Below are 19,462 nucleotides of genomic sequence, written 5' to 3'. Positions count from 1 at the left end.
TTTACAGCTTACTATCTTAGCAGTACAAACCAATCGATTGTGTCTGCATAGACATAATTAACAGCTTAACAACTTGTCTCAAAAGGTAAAAACTCTCAGTTCACAAAATCTCTTTATTATCGAGTGATTAACTCATACCGTAAAAACCTGGGAAAAACAGCAAAGACGCCAACACAACAATCTGAATCGCGATGAATGGCATCACACCTTTGTAGATATCACGCGTAGTAACCCCTGCTGGAGCGACACCTTTTAGATAAAACAAACTAAAGCCAAATGGCGGTGTGAGGAACGACGTCTGCAAGTTCATCGCAATAAGAATCGCAAACCACGTCATATTAATGCCCATCAATTCAGCGACTGGCGCAATAATTGGCACGATGATAAAACAGATTTCAACGAAGTCGATAAAGAAACCTAAAATCAGAATCACCACCATGGTAATAATAAGGAATCCCCACTTTTCACCCGGCAGTTCTAACATCCACTCTTCAACTAAATAATCACCACCAGTGTAGGTAAATGCCATTGAGAAGGCGGTCGCACCAAGTAAGATCGCAAAGACCATTGCGGTTACTTTAACTGTCTCTTTTGATGCATCATAAATCATCGACCAACTAAACTGCTTATACAATAGCGATAAAATAATCGCACCTGCACCACCCAGTGCCGCTGACTCTGTTGGTGTTGCAATCCCTGCAAAGATGGAGCCCAATACCACGATGATTAATGCTAAAGGTGGCAATACAGCTTTCAGTGCGGTGAGCACTTCTTGTTTACGACTGATCGACTCATCGCGCTCTATCGCCTGTGCGGCTTGAGGGTTCAACTTCGCGTAGATGAGAATGTAGATCACATAGGCGCCAACAAGTGTAATACCGGGCCAGATCGCAGCTTGAAATAGGTCCCCTACCGGTACGCCAAGTACATCACCCAACAAGATCAACACGATAGAAGGTGGGATAATTTGGCCCAACGTGCCAGACGCACAAATAGTCCCACACGCTAAACCTTTGTCGTAATTGTACTTGAGCATCACAGGAAGAGATATTAAGCCCATCGCAACAACTGATGCGCCTACCACACCCGTTGAAGCTGCAAGCAATGCGCCAACTAACACGGTAGAAATAGCGATACCACCGCGAACGCCACCGAACAAACGCCCCATTGATTCTAGTAGCTGTTCAGCAAGCTTCGTTTTCTGTAGCACTAGCCCCATAAAAACGAACAGCGGTACGGCCATTAGCACCGTATTTTCCATAATGGACTGAATTCGATATGGCATAAAAGCAAACATCTCGATGCCTTCAGCCCAAACACCAAAAATCAGCGCGATACCACCAAAAGTAAAGGCAACGGGAAATCCCAATAGAAGCGCAAAGAGCGCAACAAAAAACATCACTATACCGATCATAATGACTTCCTTTTACGACTTACCGTTATTACCGGCATAGATGAGATGAGGGTTGACAATTTTGTTGATTGAATGAAGTAACAATCCAATACCACTCACCGCCATAAAGAAAAATGACAGCGGAATCATCGCTTTGATAATCCAACGATATGGTAAGCCACCTGGGTCACCAGACGTCTCGCCTAACGCGTAACTCTCCTTGGCGAAATCAATACCAAACCAAGCTACCAGTAGGCAAAAAGGGAATAAGAAAAATAGTGTGCCTATGATGTCGATGATGGATTGTGCTTTGTAAGATAAGCGTTCATAAAAAATGTCGACGCGGACATGGCCACCGGACTTAATTGCGTAAGGCACACCAAGCAAGAACACGGCAGAGAATAGATGCCATTCCATTTCTTGGAATGCGATAGACACATCATTAAACACGTAACGCATGACAACGTCGTACACAACGTTTGCTAACAACAAAATAAACAGGATGCTGGATAACCATCCGAGAAAATCGCTAAAGCGGTTAAATAATCGCTCAATATAAATAAGACTTCTCATTCCGAACTCCGTGGAACGTTTAGATGCGCTCCGCTATGGTGCGGAGCATTCATTATGAAGTTTTCTTGGGCTTCGATAGCAGGCTAAACCTCTCGGCATCGCCTGCTTCATAACGTTATTGTTGAGCTTGACTGTTTAAGTACGCTCGGTGCGAAATATCTGACCATGGTCGAACTTGATTCATATAGTTCGCTTGCGACTCTTGAATCTCTTTCGCCAAAGCATCTTTTTCTGCATGTTCTTTCAACAAACGATCGTTTGCTTCTCGCAACGCAGCTACTACTTCAGGTGGGAAATCTTTTACTTCAACATTTGGGTATTCAGACTTAATAGATGCCCAGTTTTTGCCGCTTTCGTGTTTCGATTGCGTGTACATATCGTAAGCGGCCGTTTTCATGGCTACTTGCAAAATCGCTTTTAGATCATCAGGTAGACGGTTCCAGGTGCGCTTGTTAACGAGGAACTGAAGCTCAGTCGCTGGCTCATGCCAACCTGTGTAGTAGTAAGGCGCGATTTTGTGGAAGCCCATACGTAGATCCAGCGATGGACCAACCCATTCCAAGGCATCAATTGTGCGACGCTCTAGAGAAGTATATAGCTCACCAGGGGCGATATTCGTTGGCTTGGCACCTAACTCAGCCAAAATCTCACCAGCAAACCCTGGGATACGCATTTTCAAACCCTGTAAGTCCTCGACGGACTTGATCTCTTTTTGGAACCACCCGCCCATCTGAGTATCGGTATTACCGCCAGGGAAAGACATCAAGTTATGTGGAGAGTACACTTTTTCCATCAGCTCCATACCACCGCCGTAGTAAAACCATGCATACTGCTCAGTTGGCAACATACCGAAGGGCATAGAAGTGAAGTAAAGTGTGTTTGGAACCTTACCCTTCCAGTAATAAGACGCTGAGTGACCCATGTCATACTGACCCGACTTAACCATATCAAACACCCCAAAAGGCGCTTTATGCTTGTTTGCGGAATCAATGCGGATTTGCAAACGTCCGTTGGACATCTCTTCCGCCATTTTGGCCATGTTTTTTGTGGTATCACCAAAAATTGGGAAATTAGGCCCCCAAGTTTCAGCAAGCTTTAAACGATAGACTTTTTCAGCAGCGTTTACAGAAGTCGCTGCGAGTGCCATCGCGGCAGCGACAGCGGTTGTTTTGAGCACTCGTTTTAAAGATTTTTGGATTAGACTCATCGTTCACGTCCTTTATCACCAAGGTTATTGTTGTCATCCATTTCATTAGGATTGGCTGTATTCGGTATAAAAGATGTAACAATGTTGTCTAATGCGAAATGGGCATGAACACGGAAGCGAGTAAGTCATCAATAAGGTATTAGCCTAAGGTATTACGTACAAGTACGTAGGATAATCGTCATGACAAAAGACTGTTAATAGCAAAATCAATAAATTATATTTTTATCTATGAATAAAAATAAAAGACAATACGTACGTATTTTTCTGCCAAAAAATTTACATAGTATTTAAGAAAATGTGACAAACCACTTATTGGTAGTGTTAAAGTCAGTACTTAATGCATTATTTCCAATACCAAGATAAAAAAAATACCTCGGCATCGGCCGAGGTATTCAATCTAGAACGGTAGCGGTAATTAAACTGCTTTGTAGATAACTTTGTTACCTGCTAACTGCTCTTTTTGAACTAGGTTTTCTTCAAGAAGCTTCTTTAGTGCGCCAGTAGCCCATGATGCCGCTTTAGTATCTTCTTGACCTGCAGCTAGACCGATGCCTTTAGGGTTAATACCTTCAGCATTCGCAATAACGATGTCTAATACTTGTTGTTGCTTAGGAGTAAGGGCAACATCAACTGTTTTCACTGCAGCTACTTTTTTATCAGCTACTACTTTCTCCGCAACAGCTTTTTCAGCAACAGAAGGTGCTACTGCTTTTTCCGCAACAGGCTTCACTGCTTTAGGTGCTGCAGCTAAGTTTGCTACTGTCGCTTTAATGCGTTTTTGCAGTTTCATCTGCACTTTACGCTTATGAGCAAGTCTCATTGAATATTTCTCCAGTTCACTGCATCTCAGCAGGGATGAAAATTTGAAGCGCGTTTTATACCAAAATTCACAAGCAATTTGTAGGTTTTAGCGGCGAAACGCGATGAAAAATGCGCTCAAAGCATAGAACGTCTACTATTTAATCAGATATTTTATGAACGGATTTATTGAATACTGGGTATAAAAACAGAGGTTTGTTTTATTTTAAATGCAAGTCAATGCACATAAAGCTGCCCACTCATTTTTGAACAAGTATTCGATGAGGTTATAAGCATGGAAACGCTGCACCTAACAAATTCACATTTCAAACCCAACTCCCCTATCAACAGAATACTTTTGTTGCTCGTTGCACTCATCACTTTGTTTTTGGTTGCCATTTCTCCGGGATGGAAGCAAGCCATGTTGTCGGTCATTTTGATGTCTGCAATCGTTGGTTTCGCCATCTTGATGATTAAGAAAAGCCAAGTCACTTTTACGCTGACAGCTTCTCACTTTCAGCAACACCTTTTTAAAGGAGGTTGGGTCGTCCGATGGCGAAATATTGAGTCAATCGGTATTTGTAGCTACCAACAGGAAGGGTGGCACCAACCGCTACCTTGGATCGGTATTCGTCTAAAACACTACTCACCCTACTTAAATTCAATCTGCCCTCGTATAGCGACAGAAATTCTCCTCAGCCAGCGAGCACTGCTTTACTTAGGCGCGAAACAAAATCAGTGTGAAGATAAGTTTGAGGATATGGTGCTTGACCCTAAACCGTATATAAACAGAGATGGGATTGAGTACAAAGGTTTGTTAGCGATGCTCGCCAACCGGATGAAGTATCAGAGAGGCTTTTATGGCTACGATCTATTTATATCAGCAAGTGATCTAGATCGTGAGGCTGAGGATTTTGTGGGACTGACTCGGCGATACTTAGCTGCCGCCGAGCCAGAATAATGCTTAGTACACGCACTTTTAGTAAAGCGGCATCTCGTCAGCAACGAACGGGTTAGTTTTACGCTCGTGACCGAAAGTCGATTGAGGGCCGTGACCAGGGACAAACGTGACATCATTGCCTAAAGGCCACAATTTCTCTTTGATAGAACTAATCAACGTATTGAAATCACCTTGTGGGAAGTCAGTTCGACCAATGCTACCGTTAAATAAAACGTCACCCACAAACGCTAAACGCGCTTCTTCACTGTAAAGCACAACGTGACCAGGTGTATGACCAGGTGTATGGAATACGTTCAGCACTTGATTACCGAACGTGACAGTGTCACCCTCATTTAGCCATTGGTGCGGTTCAAACGCTTCTGTCAGCGGGAAACCAAACATTTGGCTCTGACCTTCCAAACCTTGCAACCAGAAGTTATCTGCCTTGTGAGGACCAACAATCTCTGTACCGCCAAGCAGTGCAGACAGCGGCTCCGTGCCACCTACGTGGTCCAAGTGACCGTGTGTTAGCACTAGGTTTACCACGTCAACACCCAACTCTTTGATAAGCATAGCGAGCTGCTTTTCATCGCCGCCTGGGTCAACCACAATACCTTTCATGGTTTCGTCACACCAGACAATAGAACAGTTTTGAGAGAAAGATGTTACTGGAACAACTTGGTATTTCAGAGCCATAGATAACCTATACCGAATAAATTTGCGTGAAAACTGCCGCAACTATGACACTAAGGCCTAGCGACTTCAAGCTTTGAACTGTGGGTAATCGACGACGTTCTGAGACTAGAAACCTTGTCTCAACTGGCACTACCAGGAACGAACAGCACCCGTATCGATATGAATAAAGTTACTACCTGGATAATAACCCACGCCACCGGCTTTTAGGCTTAATGCAGCATCACGAACCGTTGAAAGCTTCACGCCGTCTAAACGGAAATCAATGGCCTTTCCTTCCATGTGCATGCTCTTTTTCGCTACACGAGAAGACCCGTTGCGCAGCGAGGCGTTAGTGGCAGGAGAACGGTAACCTGAAATGACGATCACCTCTGCTTCTGTACCAATTAACTTTTGAATTTGGCTTATTTGATCGAACAAGCGTCGATCCATCGGATGAACCTCGTTCAGTCGATGGTCTCGACAAAACTCATTCAGCCTTTGCAGTTCATCATTAATGTATCGTTTTCCATCGAAATAGCATGTTTCGAGGATCTCTCCAGTATTAAGGTTGTTCATCGCCAGCGCACGTGGCTCGTCAGGGAGTGAAGCCCAAGAAAATGATGGCAGGGCAGACGCCAACACCACACCACCAGCGGTCATTTTAAGGAAATCTCGGCGGGAAAAGTTACGACTTACCATTTCAAAATACAGTGCTCAACAACTAGACAAGTCGTGGACATTAACCAAACACATTTGTCACGTCAAATGCATAAAACGCTCCATCTTGATTTTCAGATGCAGTAATTATTGCTTAATTATTGAACGAAAAGAGGATTCTTCGTTTTGTAAATTTTCCTTAAATATTTCAACTGCGGTGATCGTACTTATAGATATCATCACGGTAGTAAAGCGTTCCCTCTTCCAACCATGCTGTTTGATAAATGATGTGTACTTGAATGCGCTCTCCCAAAGGAACTGACGTGTTAGACCGACGAGAACTTTCTCGCTTTTTCGCTAAACGTTCTTCCAGCCCCTGAGTTTTGAACAGAAGTTCCGCTAATTGGTCTGCATGTTCTACACGAACACATCCTGAGCTGAATGCGCGTCTGTCCTGTTCAAACAAGTTCTTACTTGGCGTGTCATGCAAATAAATAGCTTGTGGGTTAGGCATATTGAACTTGTACAATCCCAGTGCATTTTGTAAGCCCGACGCCTGTCGCATACGATAAGGAAATGTTCTCGGATTCACCGTTGCCCAATTGATGGTTGTAGGGTCAATAATTTCGTTCGAAGTCCAAGACCGAATGATTTGAATGTTATGGTTAATCAAATACATCGGATTACGTTTTACTTTAGGAATAATGTCTTTAACCATGATAGTCCAAGGCACGTTCCAAGTTGGGTTGAGAATAACTGAATCCAGTGCTACCGACATGATGGGCGTTTTTCTTGATGCTCTCCCTACCACAACTTTAGACTCAAACAAGGGTTGACCGTCATGCCAATACGTGACTTCGTATCCAGGCACGTTAACAAAGACAACATTATCCCTTTCTTTCGACCAAATTCTTGAACGCTCAGAATTCAACGCCAGCAGATGCAATCGCTCTTGAGGAGAAAAGTTGATCCATCGAATGGTATTCGGGCCGATAACGCCATCTTCTTTCAAACCATGAATACGCTGGAACTCTTTTATCGCAAGCTCTAATTGTTCGTCATATTCTTCAGTGACTAAATCCAAGTAAGAAACATCTACGCCTACGATCTCCATTCGCTCAATCAATAGGGGTCTGTTTTCTAATATATCGCCAACACGTGCTAGCCCAGTTTGTTGATAGGCAGGATATTGGTACTGAGAATGTTCCGATAGCGAAGAATAGGCGGAGTAGAAAGCATCATCTGTTTGTAATGGAGACCGGAGACTTGCCAAAAACTGACCAAGTTTGCCAACCGTAATCTCATTACTCAGAACCGATAAAGTATCGATGCTAGGAGCGGGTAACGTAACATGGGCTTTGTCTGTAAATAGCCAATTAATCCCTTCTTCGGGGAGTTGCTCAAGATAACTAAGGTACATCAAGAGTGAATCTGTCATCACTAAATCGAAGTCGAGATTATCTCCCTGCCACCTTACTTGGTTTATCCGGTGAAGTTGATTTTCGAATTCATCGGTGACATCCGCAAGTGCAACCAGGTTTACTTGAAAAAGAAACTGCTCAATATCACTTTCATTTTCCCAGTTCAAACGGTAATTGGTGCTTTGATACAGTTGATCAATCACCTCTGGATAATGGATCATTTTTTCTACAGACAGCTTTTGTACCGCTCCCTCTTGCTCGACTTGCGCTGAAGCTTCGAGAGAAACGACGGTGGAAAAGCTGCAAAACGGCACCAGAAGTGCCGTCATGATTAAAACCCTAGCAAACACTGAAATGATCCTTGCGCTACTTGCCATAATAAAAAGTATGGCAAATATCTCACAGCTTGCAGGTTTAAAATTAAGAATCTGATGCCGAAAACGACAACAAAACTCTCTATAAGTAATTACTCAATGATCTTTCTAGATAATTCTCGACCAATGGTTGTCCCATTGCACTCCGCTTGCGAAGGTACTTTTTGACTCCTCTGGTCTTTGCTCTACCACTTTTCCCGCACCAGAGCTGACTCGGAACTCATCGCCATAGACCACAACACCAGAGGCGTCTGGTAACGCACTTAGCTCTACCAATTTGCCAGTAGATTTAGACCATATACCATAACAACTGCCCGGAGGCGAAGTGGCTAAGATCCATTCATCGGTTGCTGCAATACTCGCAACGTAGTGATTGAAACGCGCCCACTCTTCAGGTTCAGCTTGAAGATCTTGCATTTCACCACCACGTGTGTGCATGGCGATCAAGGCTGGATACTCATCCGGCTCACCACGATATTGCTGCCCACAAAGCACGGTTTCCGCACCATCATGGGCTAAGTGGCGAATACTCAACTTGTGATCCGGTAAAGAAACCTGATCCAGCAACGCACCATCTTGTGAAAGATAACTTAAGCTCGGTTTCATCGTTTCAAGGTTCAGTGGTTCACGGCCGTTGGTGTGTACGCCACCGACGCCAATCGCTAGTGCGCCGTCAGGCATCATGATCACTTCATGCGGGCCAAGGCCAAAACCTGTTAACTCATCGATTTTTTGATATTGCTTCTGCACATCATAAACACCAATGATCCCGCGACTTGTCCCCCTCTCCCCTTCTGTGGCAAATAGCAATGTGCCATCATGGGAGTAAACACCATGCCCATAGAAATGGCGATTTGGCTTTGCTAGTTGCAGTTTGATCATCTGCTCTGAGCGATAATCAAACACCATGAAGAAAGTACCTGGTCGACGACCAAAAACTACGGCGTGGCCTTGTTGGTTTGTTGCCACACCGTGACCACGTTCAGGAATCGGCAATGAAGATAGCGACATACCATGCTCATCCGCTACCACCGCTGCATATTTATCTCTGCCAATGATAGAGCAGCCGATCAACGCAGGCTCACGTGAGCTTGTTGAGGCACAACCAAATGGCATCATAGGTGTAGCTGCCCCGAATAGAGCAGCTTTCAGTAAGTTTCGGCGGGTTTGATCAGTCACCATCGGTTGCATTAAATCCTATAACCACGCCAAGCTCGATCGCCACCTCTTCGTGAATCAGGTACTTCAATTGCTCTAGCTTATTGTATTGAGAGAGCACCATGCGATAGCCTTCTTTTGTTTGTAGTGCAGCAAACAAGCTCTTATCTTCTGGCCAAGTTTCTAACGCCATTTCAAACTGATGAATGACACGGTCTGCGAGATCTGCATGGCCTTGCTCTCTAAGTAGCGCATCTAGACCATTCCCGTTAGCAAAGTACAACGCTTCCATCCCTTGAAGGTTGGCTTTTAAGTTTGAAAGCGAGGTCTCTGAACGCCACGATTCTGAGAAATACGGGCGAGGCTTACCAATCTTCGCTAGCGGTCGGCTCAACTTCTTCATGCTGTATTCAAGCTGATTCGAGAGCAGTGAAATGTACTCAGATTCCCATTCTGTCATCTCTAGCGATTTCCAAGGGTTTTCTGCCCAAGAATCCGCGATGATCTGCGCTTTGTTATCGAGGTTTTCTGCAATCGAAACACCTGTCGCACAGGTATTGCTATTGCTAGATAAGGTCGACGCTTTATCGTAAAGCAGCCATTCCAATGCACCTAAACCTTGCACGGTGACACTTTGGGTGGAGATATCTTCTGCACTCCAAGCTTGATCAGATTTCGTCAGTACAGACATTTTACGACCAGTGGTGTTCTTTTTATCTGGCCAAAACTGAACATTCCAGCTTTGCTCCAACGCCGTAGCAGGGCCACGTTCTTGACCTTGTAATGCCATCCACGCCAGCATCGTTTGATGCCACTGCTGTTTTACTTGTGCATCATCTTTCGACTCTGATGCGCAGTAATCTGCGAAGCGTTGTTCAAGTTCTGTGGTTTGCGCTAAAAACGTCTGAGCTGATTGAAACTCCACCTCGTACACGCTTTGAGAAATATGACTTGTACTCTCAGGCTTGGCAGAGCTCGAACCGATGGTCGATTGGCAACCAACCAAACTTAACGTTGCGGCAATCGCACTCACTAATAGTGTTTTTTTCATGGTTGCTTCCTTATAGAGAATTCAGAAACGCAATCAATGCGTCACGTTCTTTTTTGTTCAGTGCTAAGACGTTTTGTTTCGCCGTTTCAGCTTCGCCGCCGTGCCACAACACTGCTTCCATCAGGTTACGAGCGCGACCATCATGTAAGAAGTAAGTATGTCCGTTTACTTCTTCGGTATAACCAATGCCCCATAGCGGTGCTGTTCGCCACTCGCGGCCGTTTGCTAGGTATTCCGGACGGTTATCGGCTAAGCCTTCACCCATGTCATGCAAAAGCATGTCGGTGTATGGGTGGATAAGCTGCTCAGAAAGCGCTGGTAACTCTGGTCGTTTCGCCGTTTTAACACTGGTCTTGTGGCAGCTTTCACAGCCAGACGCAGCAAAGATTTGCTGACCAAGTTTCACGTTAGGGTCATTGACATTACGGCGAATAGGTACGGCTAAGTGTTGGCTGTAAAACTCTACGAAGTCGAGAATATTTTCACTCACTTCAGGTTTGCCGCCATTTGGCATGTCGTCACAAATGCTTTGTTTCGAGGTACAGTTTTCATTTGGGAATAAATGGCTCGTAAGACCCACATCACCATTGAATGCTGCTGCATTTTGCTGCATTAACGTCGGTTGTCCTGCTTTCCAGCCAAAACGACCAATCGAGAAATTGTCCTTCTCAATATCCCACACCTTATTGACTTTGCCTGAGATACCGTCTTTGTCGGCATCTTGTTCATCAGCCCAAGCAAGTAGCGTTTCGTCGGGAATACTCTCTAACAAACCAAGGCCGATCATTGGCGGTGCCACGCGTGCTGAGAACTCGGTATCAGGGTGCATATCGCCGTAACCCAGATCGGTAATGTTCAAATGAGGTTTTCTTAGCGTCACCGTCGTACCGTCTTTAAATTTCACTGGGACATCGGTGTAAGTGATTTCGATTTTGCCTTCTGGCGTTTGATCTTGCAGGGCGAAATCTTGAAGCTGGCCACCATAAGTCGGCTCAGGTATGCCGCCATCTTTGATGTAAGCTTTCTTTTGTTCTGGCGTCATCGCAGGAATGCTTAAGCGCACTAACATAGACACGGCATGTAAATCATCTTTCTCTGGCGGATGACCACGACCGTCTTTGATGTGACAATTCTGACAACCATTGGTGTTAAAAAGCGGGCCTAAGCCATCACGAGCGTCTGTTGACGCTGGCGCTTGTACCCAAGGGTTGCGGAAAAAGCTGTTACCGACGCTAAAATCGAGGCGTTTGCTCATTGGCAAGTTAGCAGCAGGAAGAGAATAGGCATTCGCGCCGTCTTTTTTAACACTGGTTTTGCCACCAGACTTAACATCATAAGCCATGGCAGAAGAAGAAAGGATCGCGGCTAGCGCAGAAATTAGGTATGGCTTCATATCATTGCTCTACATAGACAACAAGGGTGATAACAACGAGCTCAAACGTCAAAAGGGCTCACAAAGAGCCCTTATTTATTATGGTTTTCTTATTAAAACTCGTGGTCAGCAGTATCAGGGCTTAGGCTGTCGATGCCGACAATGCTTGCCGCGCGCTCAATCGCACCGGTTTGTGCTACCAACGACATGATGGTGTCGTTTACTAGCGCGTTGCCTTGTGCGTTACCCGCTGCAATAAGTTGGTCAAAGTGCTGGTTGTTCTTCTCTGCAGAAGTCACTAGCTCACCAACTTGGCTACGTGTTGTATCAAACTGCTTTTGAATTTCGGTCGCTGCTTTCTTGTCTTTTTGAGCAACAAGGTCAGCGATACTTGGACCAGATAGCTCTTTGCCGTTTACACTTTTGTATGTACCTGTGTAAACGTTGTAGATGCCTTGCTCATTGTAGTAGTGAGAGTTGTGCGTGTTGTCTGAGAAACAATCGTGCTCGTCTTCTGTTGAGTTCGCTTCCAGTGCTACCTTCATGCGCTCACCCGCTAGCTCACCTAGAGAAAGAGAACCCATGCCGAATAGCATCTTACGTAGACCATTGTCTGCTGAGTCGTTCAGTAGCTCTTCACGGTAGTTACCTTTCACTTCAGCAGACCACTGCTTTTCCATCCACTCAAGGTCTTGAACCAGTAGATCAGCGGCTGCTTTTAGGTACTCTCCACGACGATCACAATGGCCATTCGTACACTCAGAACCCACAACGAAATCAGTGTAAGCGCGTTGACCTGCACCCGCGTTAGTACCGTTTAGGTCTTGACCCCAAAGTAAGAATTCAATCGCGTGGTAACCTGATGCAACGTTTGCCTCAGAACCACCTACTTCGTTTAGATCCGCTAGCAATTCTGGAGTGATTTTTGAAACGTCCAGTTTAGAAGCACCGATCTGTAGGCTAGTGTTCGCGATGATGTTGGCAGCAGCGCCCTCGTTACCCAATTCGTATTGGTAATCAGCCGCTACGTAGTCAATCAAACCTTCATCAAGTGGCCATGCGTTCAGCTGACCTTCCCAATCATCAACAATCGCGTTACCAAAACGGAAAACTTCAGACTGTTGGTAAGGCACGCGAGAATCTAGCCAAGCTTGTTTTACTTCTTCAAGCTTTTTCGCTGATGGTGATTGTAGAAATTCGTCGATTTTTACGTCAAGCGCCTTCGCTGTTGTTACTGAATCAGCAAACACAGCATGGGCAACGTCTGCGTAATGTTCGACTACTTGTTGTTTAGTTACTGTGGCAGCAACGGTAGAACCACTGGCAATGAGGAGTGATGCAGCAATAGATTGGACTAAAACTTTTTTTGCATTCATCTGAAGCATCCTTGTTGAGCTTTTCAATTATCGTATTGGTAGTGCTAATTATTCTTATTTGCACTTTAGTCTCGAGATAATACAAATTTACAATTTATTTGCAACTCCAGATACAAAAAAACCTCATAAAAATGAGGTTTTTCACAGGCTTTATTGTCAGTTTTATCTTTAGGATTAAACCTTTAGGTCATGTTTTCCGTGAGAGACTTTTGCCTTCAGATAATTTTCGTTGCCATCTTTGATATGTGCAGAGGTATTGACAACCTCGCCAATTTCAATTCCGTACTCAGATAACTCACGAATTTTCTTAGGATTGTTCGTCACGAGGCGGATCTTATTCACGCCTAAAGCTTCTAGCATTTGTGCTGCTTCTGTGAAATCACGCAGGTCATCATCAAAGCCCAAATGGTTGTTAGCTTCGTACGTGTTCATGCCCTGGCTTTGTAAGCGGTATGCATCGATCTTATTGTACAAACCAATACCACGACCTTCCTGACGGAGATACAAGATGATACCACCGGACTCGCCCATGCGATTGATCGTCTCTTCTAGTTGCTCACCACAGTCACAGCGTGAAGAGTGGAACACATCGCCTGTCAAACACTCAGAGTGCATACGAACTAAAGGCATGTCCTGAGTTTGGTCCGCTTGTTTAAAGATAATAGCAACATGCTCTTTGTCTGTCTTCAGACCATGGAAAGACAGAATTTCGGCATCAATGTTACTTTTTGCCCCGACTTTAAAATCTACTCTGGCACGTACTTCCGCCATATCTATACTCACTCGATTTATTGCTTGATGCGCTTGATGCGTTTTCGTTATTGCATTCATGGGATTTACTCGTTGCTCTCAACTATGGGGACTGATACCGCATTTTGCAATATAGAGATCACAATTGAGGGCAGTTATCCACTCAAGACAGCAAAAGAGAAACACTCTCCAACTGAACAATTGTTATATTATAACAATTTAAAAAAACTACAATAAAAAACCCCAGACAAATTTTGTCTGGGGTTTCAAGAAGGTCGTTTGGTCTATCTTTTAATGGGTCTGACTGCGCTTCCAAACGGCGAGTTCAATCCAAACTGCTTCGAGTTCTTGGATTTCCTCGTCGGTCAACACGGCGAGCGTTGAAGTAACTTGAGGCAGGTTCGGTGATTGCAATGCACGAATCTGCGAATAGAAGTCTTTTTTAAGTTGTAATATAACTGAATCCACTGCGTGCACCTATTTCGTTCTTTTATTACTTATCCAGCTCAAAATTTTTATTTTCTTTATACTGGAAACTTCATAAATTCGGAAAAATGATAACATTCTGCTTGTTAAGTGCACAATTTATTTTTAATAGTGGAATAACGGTCACATTAATTACGCTTCACCATTCGGATCGAATATAAGACAAAAAAGATCAAAAATAGCACAGGAAAGATCCACAACAGCGCCGTGGAATAATTTAATGGTGGTTGATACAGAACAATATTCCCATAACGAGCAACTAGATAGTCCTTTATTTCTTGATCTGAGCTGCCTTCATTGGCCATCGTATACACTTTCAACCTCAGGTCTTTGGCCGCCTGTGCATTAGACTCGACAAGGTTTTGGTTTTGACACTGCGGGCAGCGTAATGTCTTGGCTAGCGAGGTTGCACGCTGTTGCACTTCAACAGAATGAAACTCAAACAGATCAACATTCTGTTCTAAATCCGCACTTATCGAGAAAGGAGAAAATAGTATAAATAGGATTAAAGTGAGGAGAAGATTATTAAATCGAAACATTCAAGTATCCTGAAAATATATCGTTCCATTTATCTGCCGTTAGCTCTCCACGATATTTGATCAATATACGACCATTTGGATCAATCAAGTAAGTTTCCGGCGTTCCGATAACACCTAGCTCCACAGCGAGCTTTCCATTAGGGTCACTAATTACTTCAATATATGGATTTCGTTTAGAGCTCAAATATTCACGAGCGGCTTGTTTTTGATCTCTATAATTCAGCCCAATAATAGGCACACCAAGTTCTGCTAACTGCAATAAATTTTCATGCTCTCGCTTGCATACCCCACACCAAGATGCCCAAACATTCAATAATTTATATCCGTCGCTTTTGAACAGCTGCTCAGAAACCATGTCATCAGAGATCAGAGAAGTAGAGCGAAAATTAGGTGTCTCTAAATTTCGTTGTGGGGACAATTCAACATGCGGTCGCTCAGACAAGGCCATCGCAGTTACTACAGTAAACACGGCAACAGCCAAAACGAGACCTGCGAGTTTAAGCGTATTTCTCGATCGCATTGATAGCCTCTCTCTTTTTCTTTAGGCCGGTTAACAGCGCACCAAACACAGCTAATAACCCACCAGACCATATCCACCAAATACCTGCTCGGTACTGAACTTTAATCGCATAAGCATGAGTGTCGACTTTGTCACCCAATGTCACGTAATAATCGCCATGCCATAGTGAACGAATCGCAGGCTCGGTCATATTCATCACTCGCACAGGGTAATGGCGCTTTTGCGGGTTGAAATTGAACATGCGGCCATCTTCCAAGTGCAAGGTGATCTGTCCTTGTTCAGCGGTGTAGTTTGGCCCCACCAGCCATTCGATACCATGATAATCGATAGTGATCCCCGCCCTTTGTTGAGAACTGCCGGGTTCGACACGTAAATTGTGTTCATATGAGTAGTGACTGTTGAATACAGCTCCACTCACCGCCAGCGCAAAACCGATATGTGCCATCACGATTGGCATGAGTTTGCGCTTATTGGAACAACGAAACAGCATAACGAGATGTGCCACAATCACCCAAGTAGCCAATATTATGGTTAGCAATACTTCGAAATGCAGTACGTTCACTGAGAACATAAACCCGCTCCCAGAGACTATAGATAACGCAATACTAATCGCGATATCAGTGCTTCCACTCGGAACTGCGCCTTTTGTCCATTTCAGCACTGGGATGAATGCTAAGGCAATCAGAGCCAGTATGCTTAATGGAAAGGTCAGACTATTAAAGTAAGGTGCGCCAACCGAAATGTTCCCTAAGCCGAGCAGTTGATAAACCATCGGATAAAAAGTGCCAAGAAAAACGATGGCAGTCGCAATAACCAGCAGCCCTTTGGCGATATAAGCAGTGTAAGCTCGGCTCGCTAGAGATTGAAGTTTGAAACGAGGGAGTTGTTCTCCTCGCAAAATCAGTACGCCAAAAGTGATAATGACAAGCAAGCTCAATACACCAATCAGCACCAAACCTTTAGTTGGGTCCACCGCAAAAGCGTGCACTGAAGTCAGCACGCCAGAGCGCACCACGAATGTCCCTAAAATGCTTAGGCTGAACGTAGCAAACGCCAGTGCATAGGTGCTCCAAATTGCGCCTCTGTTACGTGTTGCGACAACACCGCTGTGCAACAAAGCAGTACCAGCAAGCCAAGGGAGTAGAGAAGCGTTCTCCACAGGGTCCCAAAACCACCAGCCGCCCCACCCTAGCTCATTGTACGCCCACCATGATCCCACCAAGATACCCAACGTGAGCGTTCCCCATGCAAAAAACGCTGCGCTTCGAGCAACCACATACCAATCGCTCATCGGTTGTTTACCCAATAGCGCTGCTAATGCAAAAGCTAATATTGCTGCGTAACCGACATAACCGAGATAAAGCAATGGTGGATGAATGATAAGCCCAACATCTTGCAACATTGGGTTTAAATCTCGTCCTTCCGACGCCAATACTTGGGCATACTCGAACGGGTTAGAGGTCATTAACGTGAACCATGCAAACGTCCCAATCAGAACGTTCATGATTCCTAAACAGTCACAAGTATATTGGGCGTTGAGCGGTGACTTAAATGCAATAAACGACGCCCATAAACTCAAGGTGACGACCCAAAACAACATGGAGCCTTGGTGCCCACCCCAAGCGGCAGCAATCTTGAATGCTACGGGAAGTTGACTGTTGGAATGCGTAACAACATATTCCAACGCGAAGTTGTCTTGCACGAAGCAGACGATCAGAAGTGCTAAACAAATGAAGGAAGCTAAGCTAATGATGTGGGACATCGCGACTTGATGCGGCAATGTCGCCTTCTTACTCATAGCACGACGTAGCCAATGCAGCAACGATGCACAAGTCGATGTTACAGCCACCAATATCAGTAAGAAGAACCCTAGCTCAGCTTCCATTTATCCCCCTTACACTACGGTCATTTGACCGGCATAGAGAATGAAAGTACGCAGCATAAGTACGCCAACCAAGCTCAACGTCGTGACCACAAAAACGTAACTGCCTTTGTGGCGCACTTCAGAAGGCGTCAACCAATTGAGAGTCAAAGGCGTAATCATGCCGATGAACACTACCCCAACCCAGAACCATTGAGCCCAGAATCCACTCGAAATTGCATTCCAAGCCGCGACTTCGTTCTGACCACCGCTGAAGATCAGTCCAGTAAAGAAAGTCACTAAGACAAACAGCTCAAACAATACTACTGGGCGTTCAAATCCGTGTACCCAAGACACACTTGGGCTGCTGGTCGACTCTTTAAACACCAAGATTCCGAACATCAAACATGCTGCTGCACCCGAGGACAAACTAGAGAACAGGAACAAGATTGGCAGTACTGGATTGTTTAGCATTGGGTAAGTCTTCAACGCAGACAATAGAAAGCCAGTGTATGCCGCAAGCACGATGGCTAAGAATCCCAAAAACAATTCAATTGCGTTGTTGGCTTTCCCCGCCTTAATCAAAATACCATCGGCAAAATCCAGCAGCTTGCTTGGTAACTTCCCTTCACAGAAGCTGATGATTTGATGGCGGAAGATAACGCCAATCCAAACAAACAGCACTAGCATGTACACTTGGAACAAGATCACGCCCATCGACATCACAGACGTTGAGTTGTAGTAGATCATGATCTTCCAAAACTCTAAAGGCTTGGTTAAATGGAAAATCAAAATTACTAACCCAGCAATGATGCCAAATGGCGCAAGCCAAGCCATCGCTTTCATGATGCCGTTGTTTGCGGGATCACCTTCAATCACTTTGCGTTTTAAATAGATAGAAATCATCACCGCACCTGCTGACATCCCAGCAAGGAATAAGTAAATCGCAATGATCCAATCCCAGACTAACGAGTCAAAGTGGAATGCACTTTCGAAGCCGTTCATGATGACACCTCCCCTTTGCTATGCGGAATTTTGTACAGTTTAGGTTGCGTACCTAAATGCGATTTATCGCGATAGACAACATGGCTTTCGATAGCTTTGCTCACCTCGCTAGTTGGATCATTTAAATCACCAAAGATAAGTGCTTTTGTTGGGCAAGACTCCACGCAAGCTGGCTGCTTACCTTGCGCTAGGTTGGTATCACGGCAGAAGTTACATTTATCCGCAGAGTGATCGACTGGATTAAAGAAGCGCACTTGGTACGGGCAAGCGGCAAGGCAATAACCACATCCGACACATTTCTCTTTGTGCACATCCACGATGCCTGTCGCTTCATCTTTGTATGCAGCACCTGTTGGACAAACGTATACACATGGTGGGTTATCACAGTGCTGACAGGATTCACGAGTAAACTGGTATTCCACATCTGGGAACTCGCCAATCGGTTCACTGCGATGAATTTTAAGTCGCGTTACGCCTTCAGGGACTTTATTTACTTCGCGACAAGCATCGGTACAAGCGGTACAGCCAATGCAGGCATTTTCATCATGAACCATACCCATGCGTTTCGCTTGTTCACGGTTGCTGGCATAAAGAGAGGAGCTAACAACGGAAGTGCCTGCAACGCCTGTAGTTAAAATCAACGCGCCGCTGCCGGCTAAAAAGTTTCTTCTCGAACATTTCATGCTATCTCTCCTCTTCTTTGGCAAGTTCAGGTTCGACGGCAAATTCAGAGTGACAATCCACACACTGCTTGATCAGTTGTTTTCTGTCGTACGACAACGCTTTGGTTTTCGCTGCGTGTACATCGTGGCAATTTGAACAAGTGAGGTTTTTGGCGTGCACATCGTGCGTCCAGTGGCTTTCTCTCAGTTGTGTCGGTGCATGGCAATCCACACATCGGCTGTTGGCTTTAAGAATCATGCTTGGATCAAGGAACACTTTGTCGTGTACCTCTTTCGATTGCGCGGCAGAAAACTTAATCACATCAGGCGCGCCTTCACGGTGATCAGGGCCGATGTTGCTATGGCAGTTAGTGCAATTGAGCTGCTTACCTTGACTCAATAACGCTTGCGAATCATGCGATAGATTCAGAGTCTCTTTTGCATCCTTATGACATTGCAGACACTTGTAGTCTCGGTCACGGATCAACTCGACTTGATGACGCTCAGCTTGAGCACCTTCAATCGGCTCTGAAGAAGTCGCATGGGCGGCGATGGAGAAACCATAGATGGCAAAGACGAAGAGAAGTTTCAGCATTGTCTCTATGGTCAATTTTATATTGCCCATATTGTTCTTTCCTTAGCTC

Annotated in this window: 20 protein-coding genes; 1 reads left to right on the top strand and 19 read right to left on the bottom strand. The window is 44.8% G+C overall.

Annotated elements, in window-relative coordinates:
• Positions 1-127: 127 nt before the first annotated feature.
• From R8N49_RS14265 to R8N49_RS14250, 4 genes are all read right to left on the bottom strand, one after another.
• Entirely contained in the window at positions 128-1,414 is a 1,287-nt protein-coding gene (locus tag R8N49_RS14265; RefSeq protein ID WP_005376871.1) for a TRAP transporter large permease, read from the bottom strand.
• A gap of 12 nt (positions 1,415-1,426) precedes the next feature.
• Complete coding sequence (locus R8N49_RS14260; protein ID WP_005376869.1) at positions 1,427-1,966, bottom strand: TRAP transporter small permease subunit; 540 nt, start codon at positions 1,964-1,966, stop codon at positions 1,427-1,429.
• A gap of 115 nt (positions 1,967-2,081) precedes the next feature.
• Entirely contained in the window at positions 2,082-3,173 is a 1,092-nt protein-coding gene (locus R8N49_RS14255; RefSeq protein WP_017636112.1) for a TRAP transporter substrate-binding protein, read from the bottom strand.
• A gap of 415 nt (positions 3,174-3,588) precedes the next feature.
• Entirely contained in the window at positions 3,589-3,993 is a 405-nt protein-coding gene (locus R8N49_RS14250) for a hypothetical protein (protein WP_047103233.1), read from the bottom strand.
• Between the two features lie 273 nt (positions 3,994-4,266).
• Here R8N49_RS14250 and R8N49_RS14245 point away from each other — a divergent pair, with 273 nt between their 5' ends.
• Positions 4,267-4,932 (top strand): DUF2982 domain-containing protein, encoded by a 666-nt coding sequence (locus R8N49_RS14245; RefSeq protein ID WP_132936784.1) that lies wholly within the window; start codon positions 4,267-4,269, stop codon positions 4,930-4,932.
• A gap of 18 nt (positions 4,933-4,950) precedes the next feature.
• On the opposite strand, the gene R8N49_RS14240 is transcribed toward R8N49_RS14245, so the two are convergent.
• The 15 genes from R8N49_RS14240 to nrfB all read right to left on the bottom strand — a co-directional run bounded on the left by R8N49_RS14240 (position 4,951) and on the right by nrfB (position 19,443).
• Positions 4,951-5,607: an MBL fold metallo-hydrolase gene (locus tag R8N49_RS14240; protein ID WP_005376855.1), complete on the bottom strand. Its 657-nt coding sequence runs from the start codon at positions 5,605-5,607 to the stop codon at positions 4,951-4,953.
• 129 nt (positions 5,608-5,736) lie between these two features.
• A complete protein-coding gene (locus R8N49_RS14235; RefSeq protein WP_225495379.1) occupies positions 5,737-6,285 on the bottom strand; it encodes a DUF882 domain-containing protein in 549 nt (182 codons plus the stop codon).
• A gap of 166 nt (positions 6,286-6,451) precedes the next feature.
• A complete protein-coding gene (locus R8N49_RS14230) occupies positions 6,452-7,993 on the bottom strand; it encodes a L,D-transpeptidase family protein (protein WP_005376852.1) in 1,542 nt (513 codons plus the stop codon).
• 153 nt (positions 7,994-8,146) lie between these two features.
• Complete coding sequence (locus R8N49_RS14225) at positions 8,147-9,229, bottom strand: DUF1513 domain-containing protein (RefSeq protein ID WP_258489710.1); 1,083 nt, start codon at positions 9,227-9,229, stop codon at positions 8,147-8,149.
• The gene (locus R8N49_RS14220) at positions 9,210-10,247 is read right to left on the bottom strand and encodes an imelysin family protein (RefSeq protein WP_258489712.1); all 1,038 of its coding nucleotides are present in this window, start codon (positions 10,245-10,247) and stop codon (positions 9,210-9,212) included. Before R8N49_RS14220 ends, R8N49_RS14225 begins: the two co-directional genes overlap by 20 nt.
• Before the next feature lie 10 nt (positions 10,248-10,257).
• Entirely contained in the window at positions 10,258-11,640 is a 1,383-nt protein-coding gene (locus R8N49_RS14215) for a di-heme oxidoredictase family protein (RefSeq protein ID WP_258489714.1), read from the bottom strand.
• A 92-nt stretch (positions 11,641-11,732) separates the two neighbouring features.
• Positions 11,733-12,995 (bottom strand): imelysin family protein, encoded by a 1,263-nt coding sequence (locus tag R8N49_RS14210; protein WP_258489715.1) that lies wholly within the window; start codon positions 12,993-12,995, stop codon positions 11,733-11,735.
• A 174-nt stretch (positions 12,996-13,169) separates the two neighbouring features.
• Positions 13,170-13,766, bottom strand: a complete 597-nt coding sequence (locus R8N49_RS14205) for a GTP cyclohydrolase II (protein WP_025767283.1) — start codon at positions 13,764-13,766, stop codon at positions 13,170-13,172.
• A 270-nt stretch (positions 13,767-14,036) separates the two neighbouring features.
• Entirely contained in the window at positions 14,037-14,213 is a 177-nt protein-coding gene (locus R8N49_RS14200; protein ID WP_020480909.1) for a hypothetical protein, read from the bottom strand.
• A gap of 146 nt (positions 14,214-14,359) precedes the next feature.
• Entirely contained in the window at positions 14,360-14,770 is a 411-nt protein-coding gene (nrfF, locus tag R8N49_RS14195; RefSeq protein ID WP_239932158.1) for a heme lyase NrfEFG subunit NrfF, read from the bottom strand.
• The gene (locus R8N49_RS14190; protein WP_239932159.1) at positions 14,757-15,290 is read right to left on the bottom strand and encodes a DsbE family thiol:disulfide interchange protein; all 534 of its coding nucleotides are present in this window, start codon (positions 15,288-15,290) and stop codon (positions 14,757-14,759) included. Before R8N49_RS14190 ends, nrfF begins: the two co-directional genes overlap by 14 nt.
• The gene (locus R8N49_RS14185) at positions 15,268-17,175 is read right to left on the bottom strand and encodes a heme lyase CcmF/NrfE family subunit (protein ID WP_258489716.1); all 1,908 of its coding nucleotides are present in this window, start codon (positions 17,173-17,175) and stop codon (positions 15,268-15,270) included. Before R8N49_RS14185 ends, R8N49_RS14190 begins: the two co-directional genes overlap by 23 nt.
• 9 nt (positions 17,176-17,184) lie before the next feature.
• Positions 17,185-18,156 carry a cytochrome c nitrite reductase subunit NrfD gene (gene nrfD / locus R8N49_RS14180; protein ID WP_258489718.1) on the bottom strand — a complete coding sequence of 324 codons (972 nt, stop codon included), beginning with the start codon at positions 18,154-18,156 and terminating at the stop codon, positions 17,185-17,187.
• Positions 18,153-18,839 carry a cytochrome c nitrite reductase Fe-S protein gene (gene nrfC / locus R8N49_RS14175; RefSeq protein WP_086046905.1) on the bottom strand — a complete coding sequence of 229 codons (687 nt, stop codon included), beginning with the start codon at positions 18,837-18,839 and terminating at the stop codon, positions 18,153-18,155. Before nrfC ends, nrfD begins: the two co-directional genes overlap by 4 nt.
• A 1-nt stretch (position 18,840) precedes the next feature.
• Positions 18,841-19,443 (bottom strand): cytochrome c nitrite reductase pentaheme subunit, encoded by a 603-nt coding sequence (gene nrfB, locus R8N49_RS14170; RefSeq protein WP_025767278.1) that lies wholly within the window; start codon positions 19,441-19,443, stop codon positions 18,841-18,843.
• Positions 19,444-19,462 lie beyond the last annotated feature (19 nt).

This window comes from Vibrio sp. 1978 (assembly GCF_033344345.1).
The sequence above is the reverse complement of the archived record's forward strand: the minus strand, read 5'-3'. Positions and strand labels throughout refer to the sequence as shown.

Bases quoted from the DNA above. Each gene is read 5' to 3' on its own strand.
- R8N49_RS14225 (WP_258489710.1), bottom strand. From the start codon at position 9,229: ATGCAACCGATGGTGACTGATCAAACCCGCCGAAACTTACTGAAAGCT.
- nrfC (WP_086046905.1), bottom strand. From the start codon at position 18,839: ATGAAATGTTCGAGAAGAAACTTTTTAGCCGGCAGCGGCGCGTTGATT.
- R8N49_RS14185 (WP_258489716.1), bottom strand. From the start codon at position 17,175: ATGGAAGCTGAGCTAGGGTTCTTCTTACTGATATTGGTGGCTGTAACA.
- R8N49_RS14260 (WP_005376869.1), bottom strand. From the start codon at position 1,966: ATGAGAAGTCTTATTTATATTGAGCGATTATTTAACCGCTTTAGCGAT.
- R8N49_RS14215 (WP_258489714.1), bottom strand. From the start codon at position 11,640: ATGAAGCCATACCTAATTTCTGCGCTAGCCGCGATCCTTTCTTCTTCT.
- R8N49_RS14235 (WP_225495379.1), bottom strand. From the start codon at position 6,285: ATGGTAAGTCGTAACTTTTCCCGCCGAGATTTCCTTAAAATGACCGCT.
- R8N49_RS14265 (WP_005376871.1), bottom strand. From the start codon at position 1,414: ATGATCGGTATAGTGATGTTTTTTGTTGCGCTCTTTGCGCTTCTATTG.
- nrfF (WP_239932158.1), bottom strand. From the start codon at position 14,770: ATGTTTCGATTTAATAATCTTCTCCTCACTTTAATCCTATTTATACTA.
- R8N49_RS14245 (WP_132936784.1), top strand. From the start codon at position 4,267: ATGGAAACGCTGCACCTAACAAATTCACATTTCAAACCCAACTCCCCT.
- R8N49_RS14230 (WP_005376852.1), bottom strand. From the start codon at position 7,993: ATGACGGCACTTCTGGTGCCGTTTTGCAGCTTTTCCACCGTCGTTTCT.
- R8N49_RS14240 (WP_005376855.1), bottom strand. From the start codon at position 5,607: ATGGCTCTGAAATACCAAGTTGTTCCAGTAACATCTTTCTCTCAAAAC.
- R8N49_RS14220 (WP_258489712.1), bottom strand. From the start codon at position 10,247: ATGAAAAAAACACTATTAGTGAGTGCGATTGCCGCAACGTTAAGTTTG.
- R8N49_RS14205 (WP_025767283.1), bottom strand. From the start codon at position 13,766: ATGGCGGAAGTACGTGCCAGAGTAGATTTTAAAGTCGGGGCAAAAAGT.
- nrfD (WP_258489718.1), bottom strand. From the start codon at position 18,156: ATGAACGGCTTCGAAAGTGCATTCCACTTTGACTCGTTAGTCTGGGAT.
- R8N49_RS14210 (WP_258489715.1), bottom strand. From the start codon at position 12,995: ATGAATGCAAAAAAAGTTTTAGTCCAATCTATTGCTGCATCACTCCTC.
- nrfB (WP_025767278.1), bottom strand. From the start codon at position 19,443: ATGGGCAATATAAAATTGACCATAGAGACAATGCTGAAACTTCTCTTC.
- R8N49_RS14255 (WP_017636112.1), bottom strand. From the start codon at position 3,173: ATGAGTCTAATCCAAAAATCTTTAAAACGAGTGCTCAAAACAACCGCT.
- R8N49_RS14190 (WP_239932159.1), bottom strand. From the start codon at position 15,290: ATGCGATCGAGAAATACGCTTAAACTCGCAGGTCTCGTTTTGGCTGTT.
- R8N49_RS14250 (WP_047103233.1), bottom strand. From the start codon at position 3,993: ATGAGACTTGCTCATAAGCGTAAAGTGCAGATGAAACTGCAAAAACGC.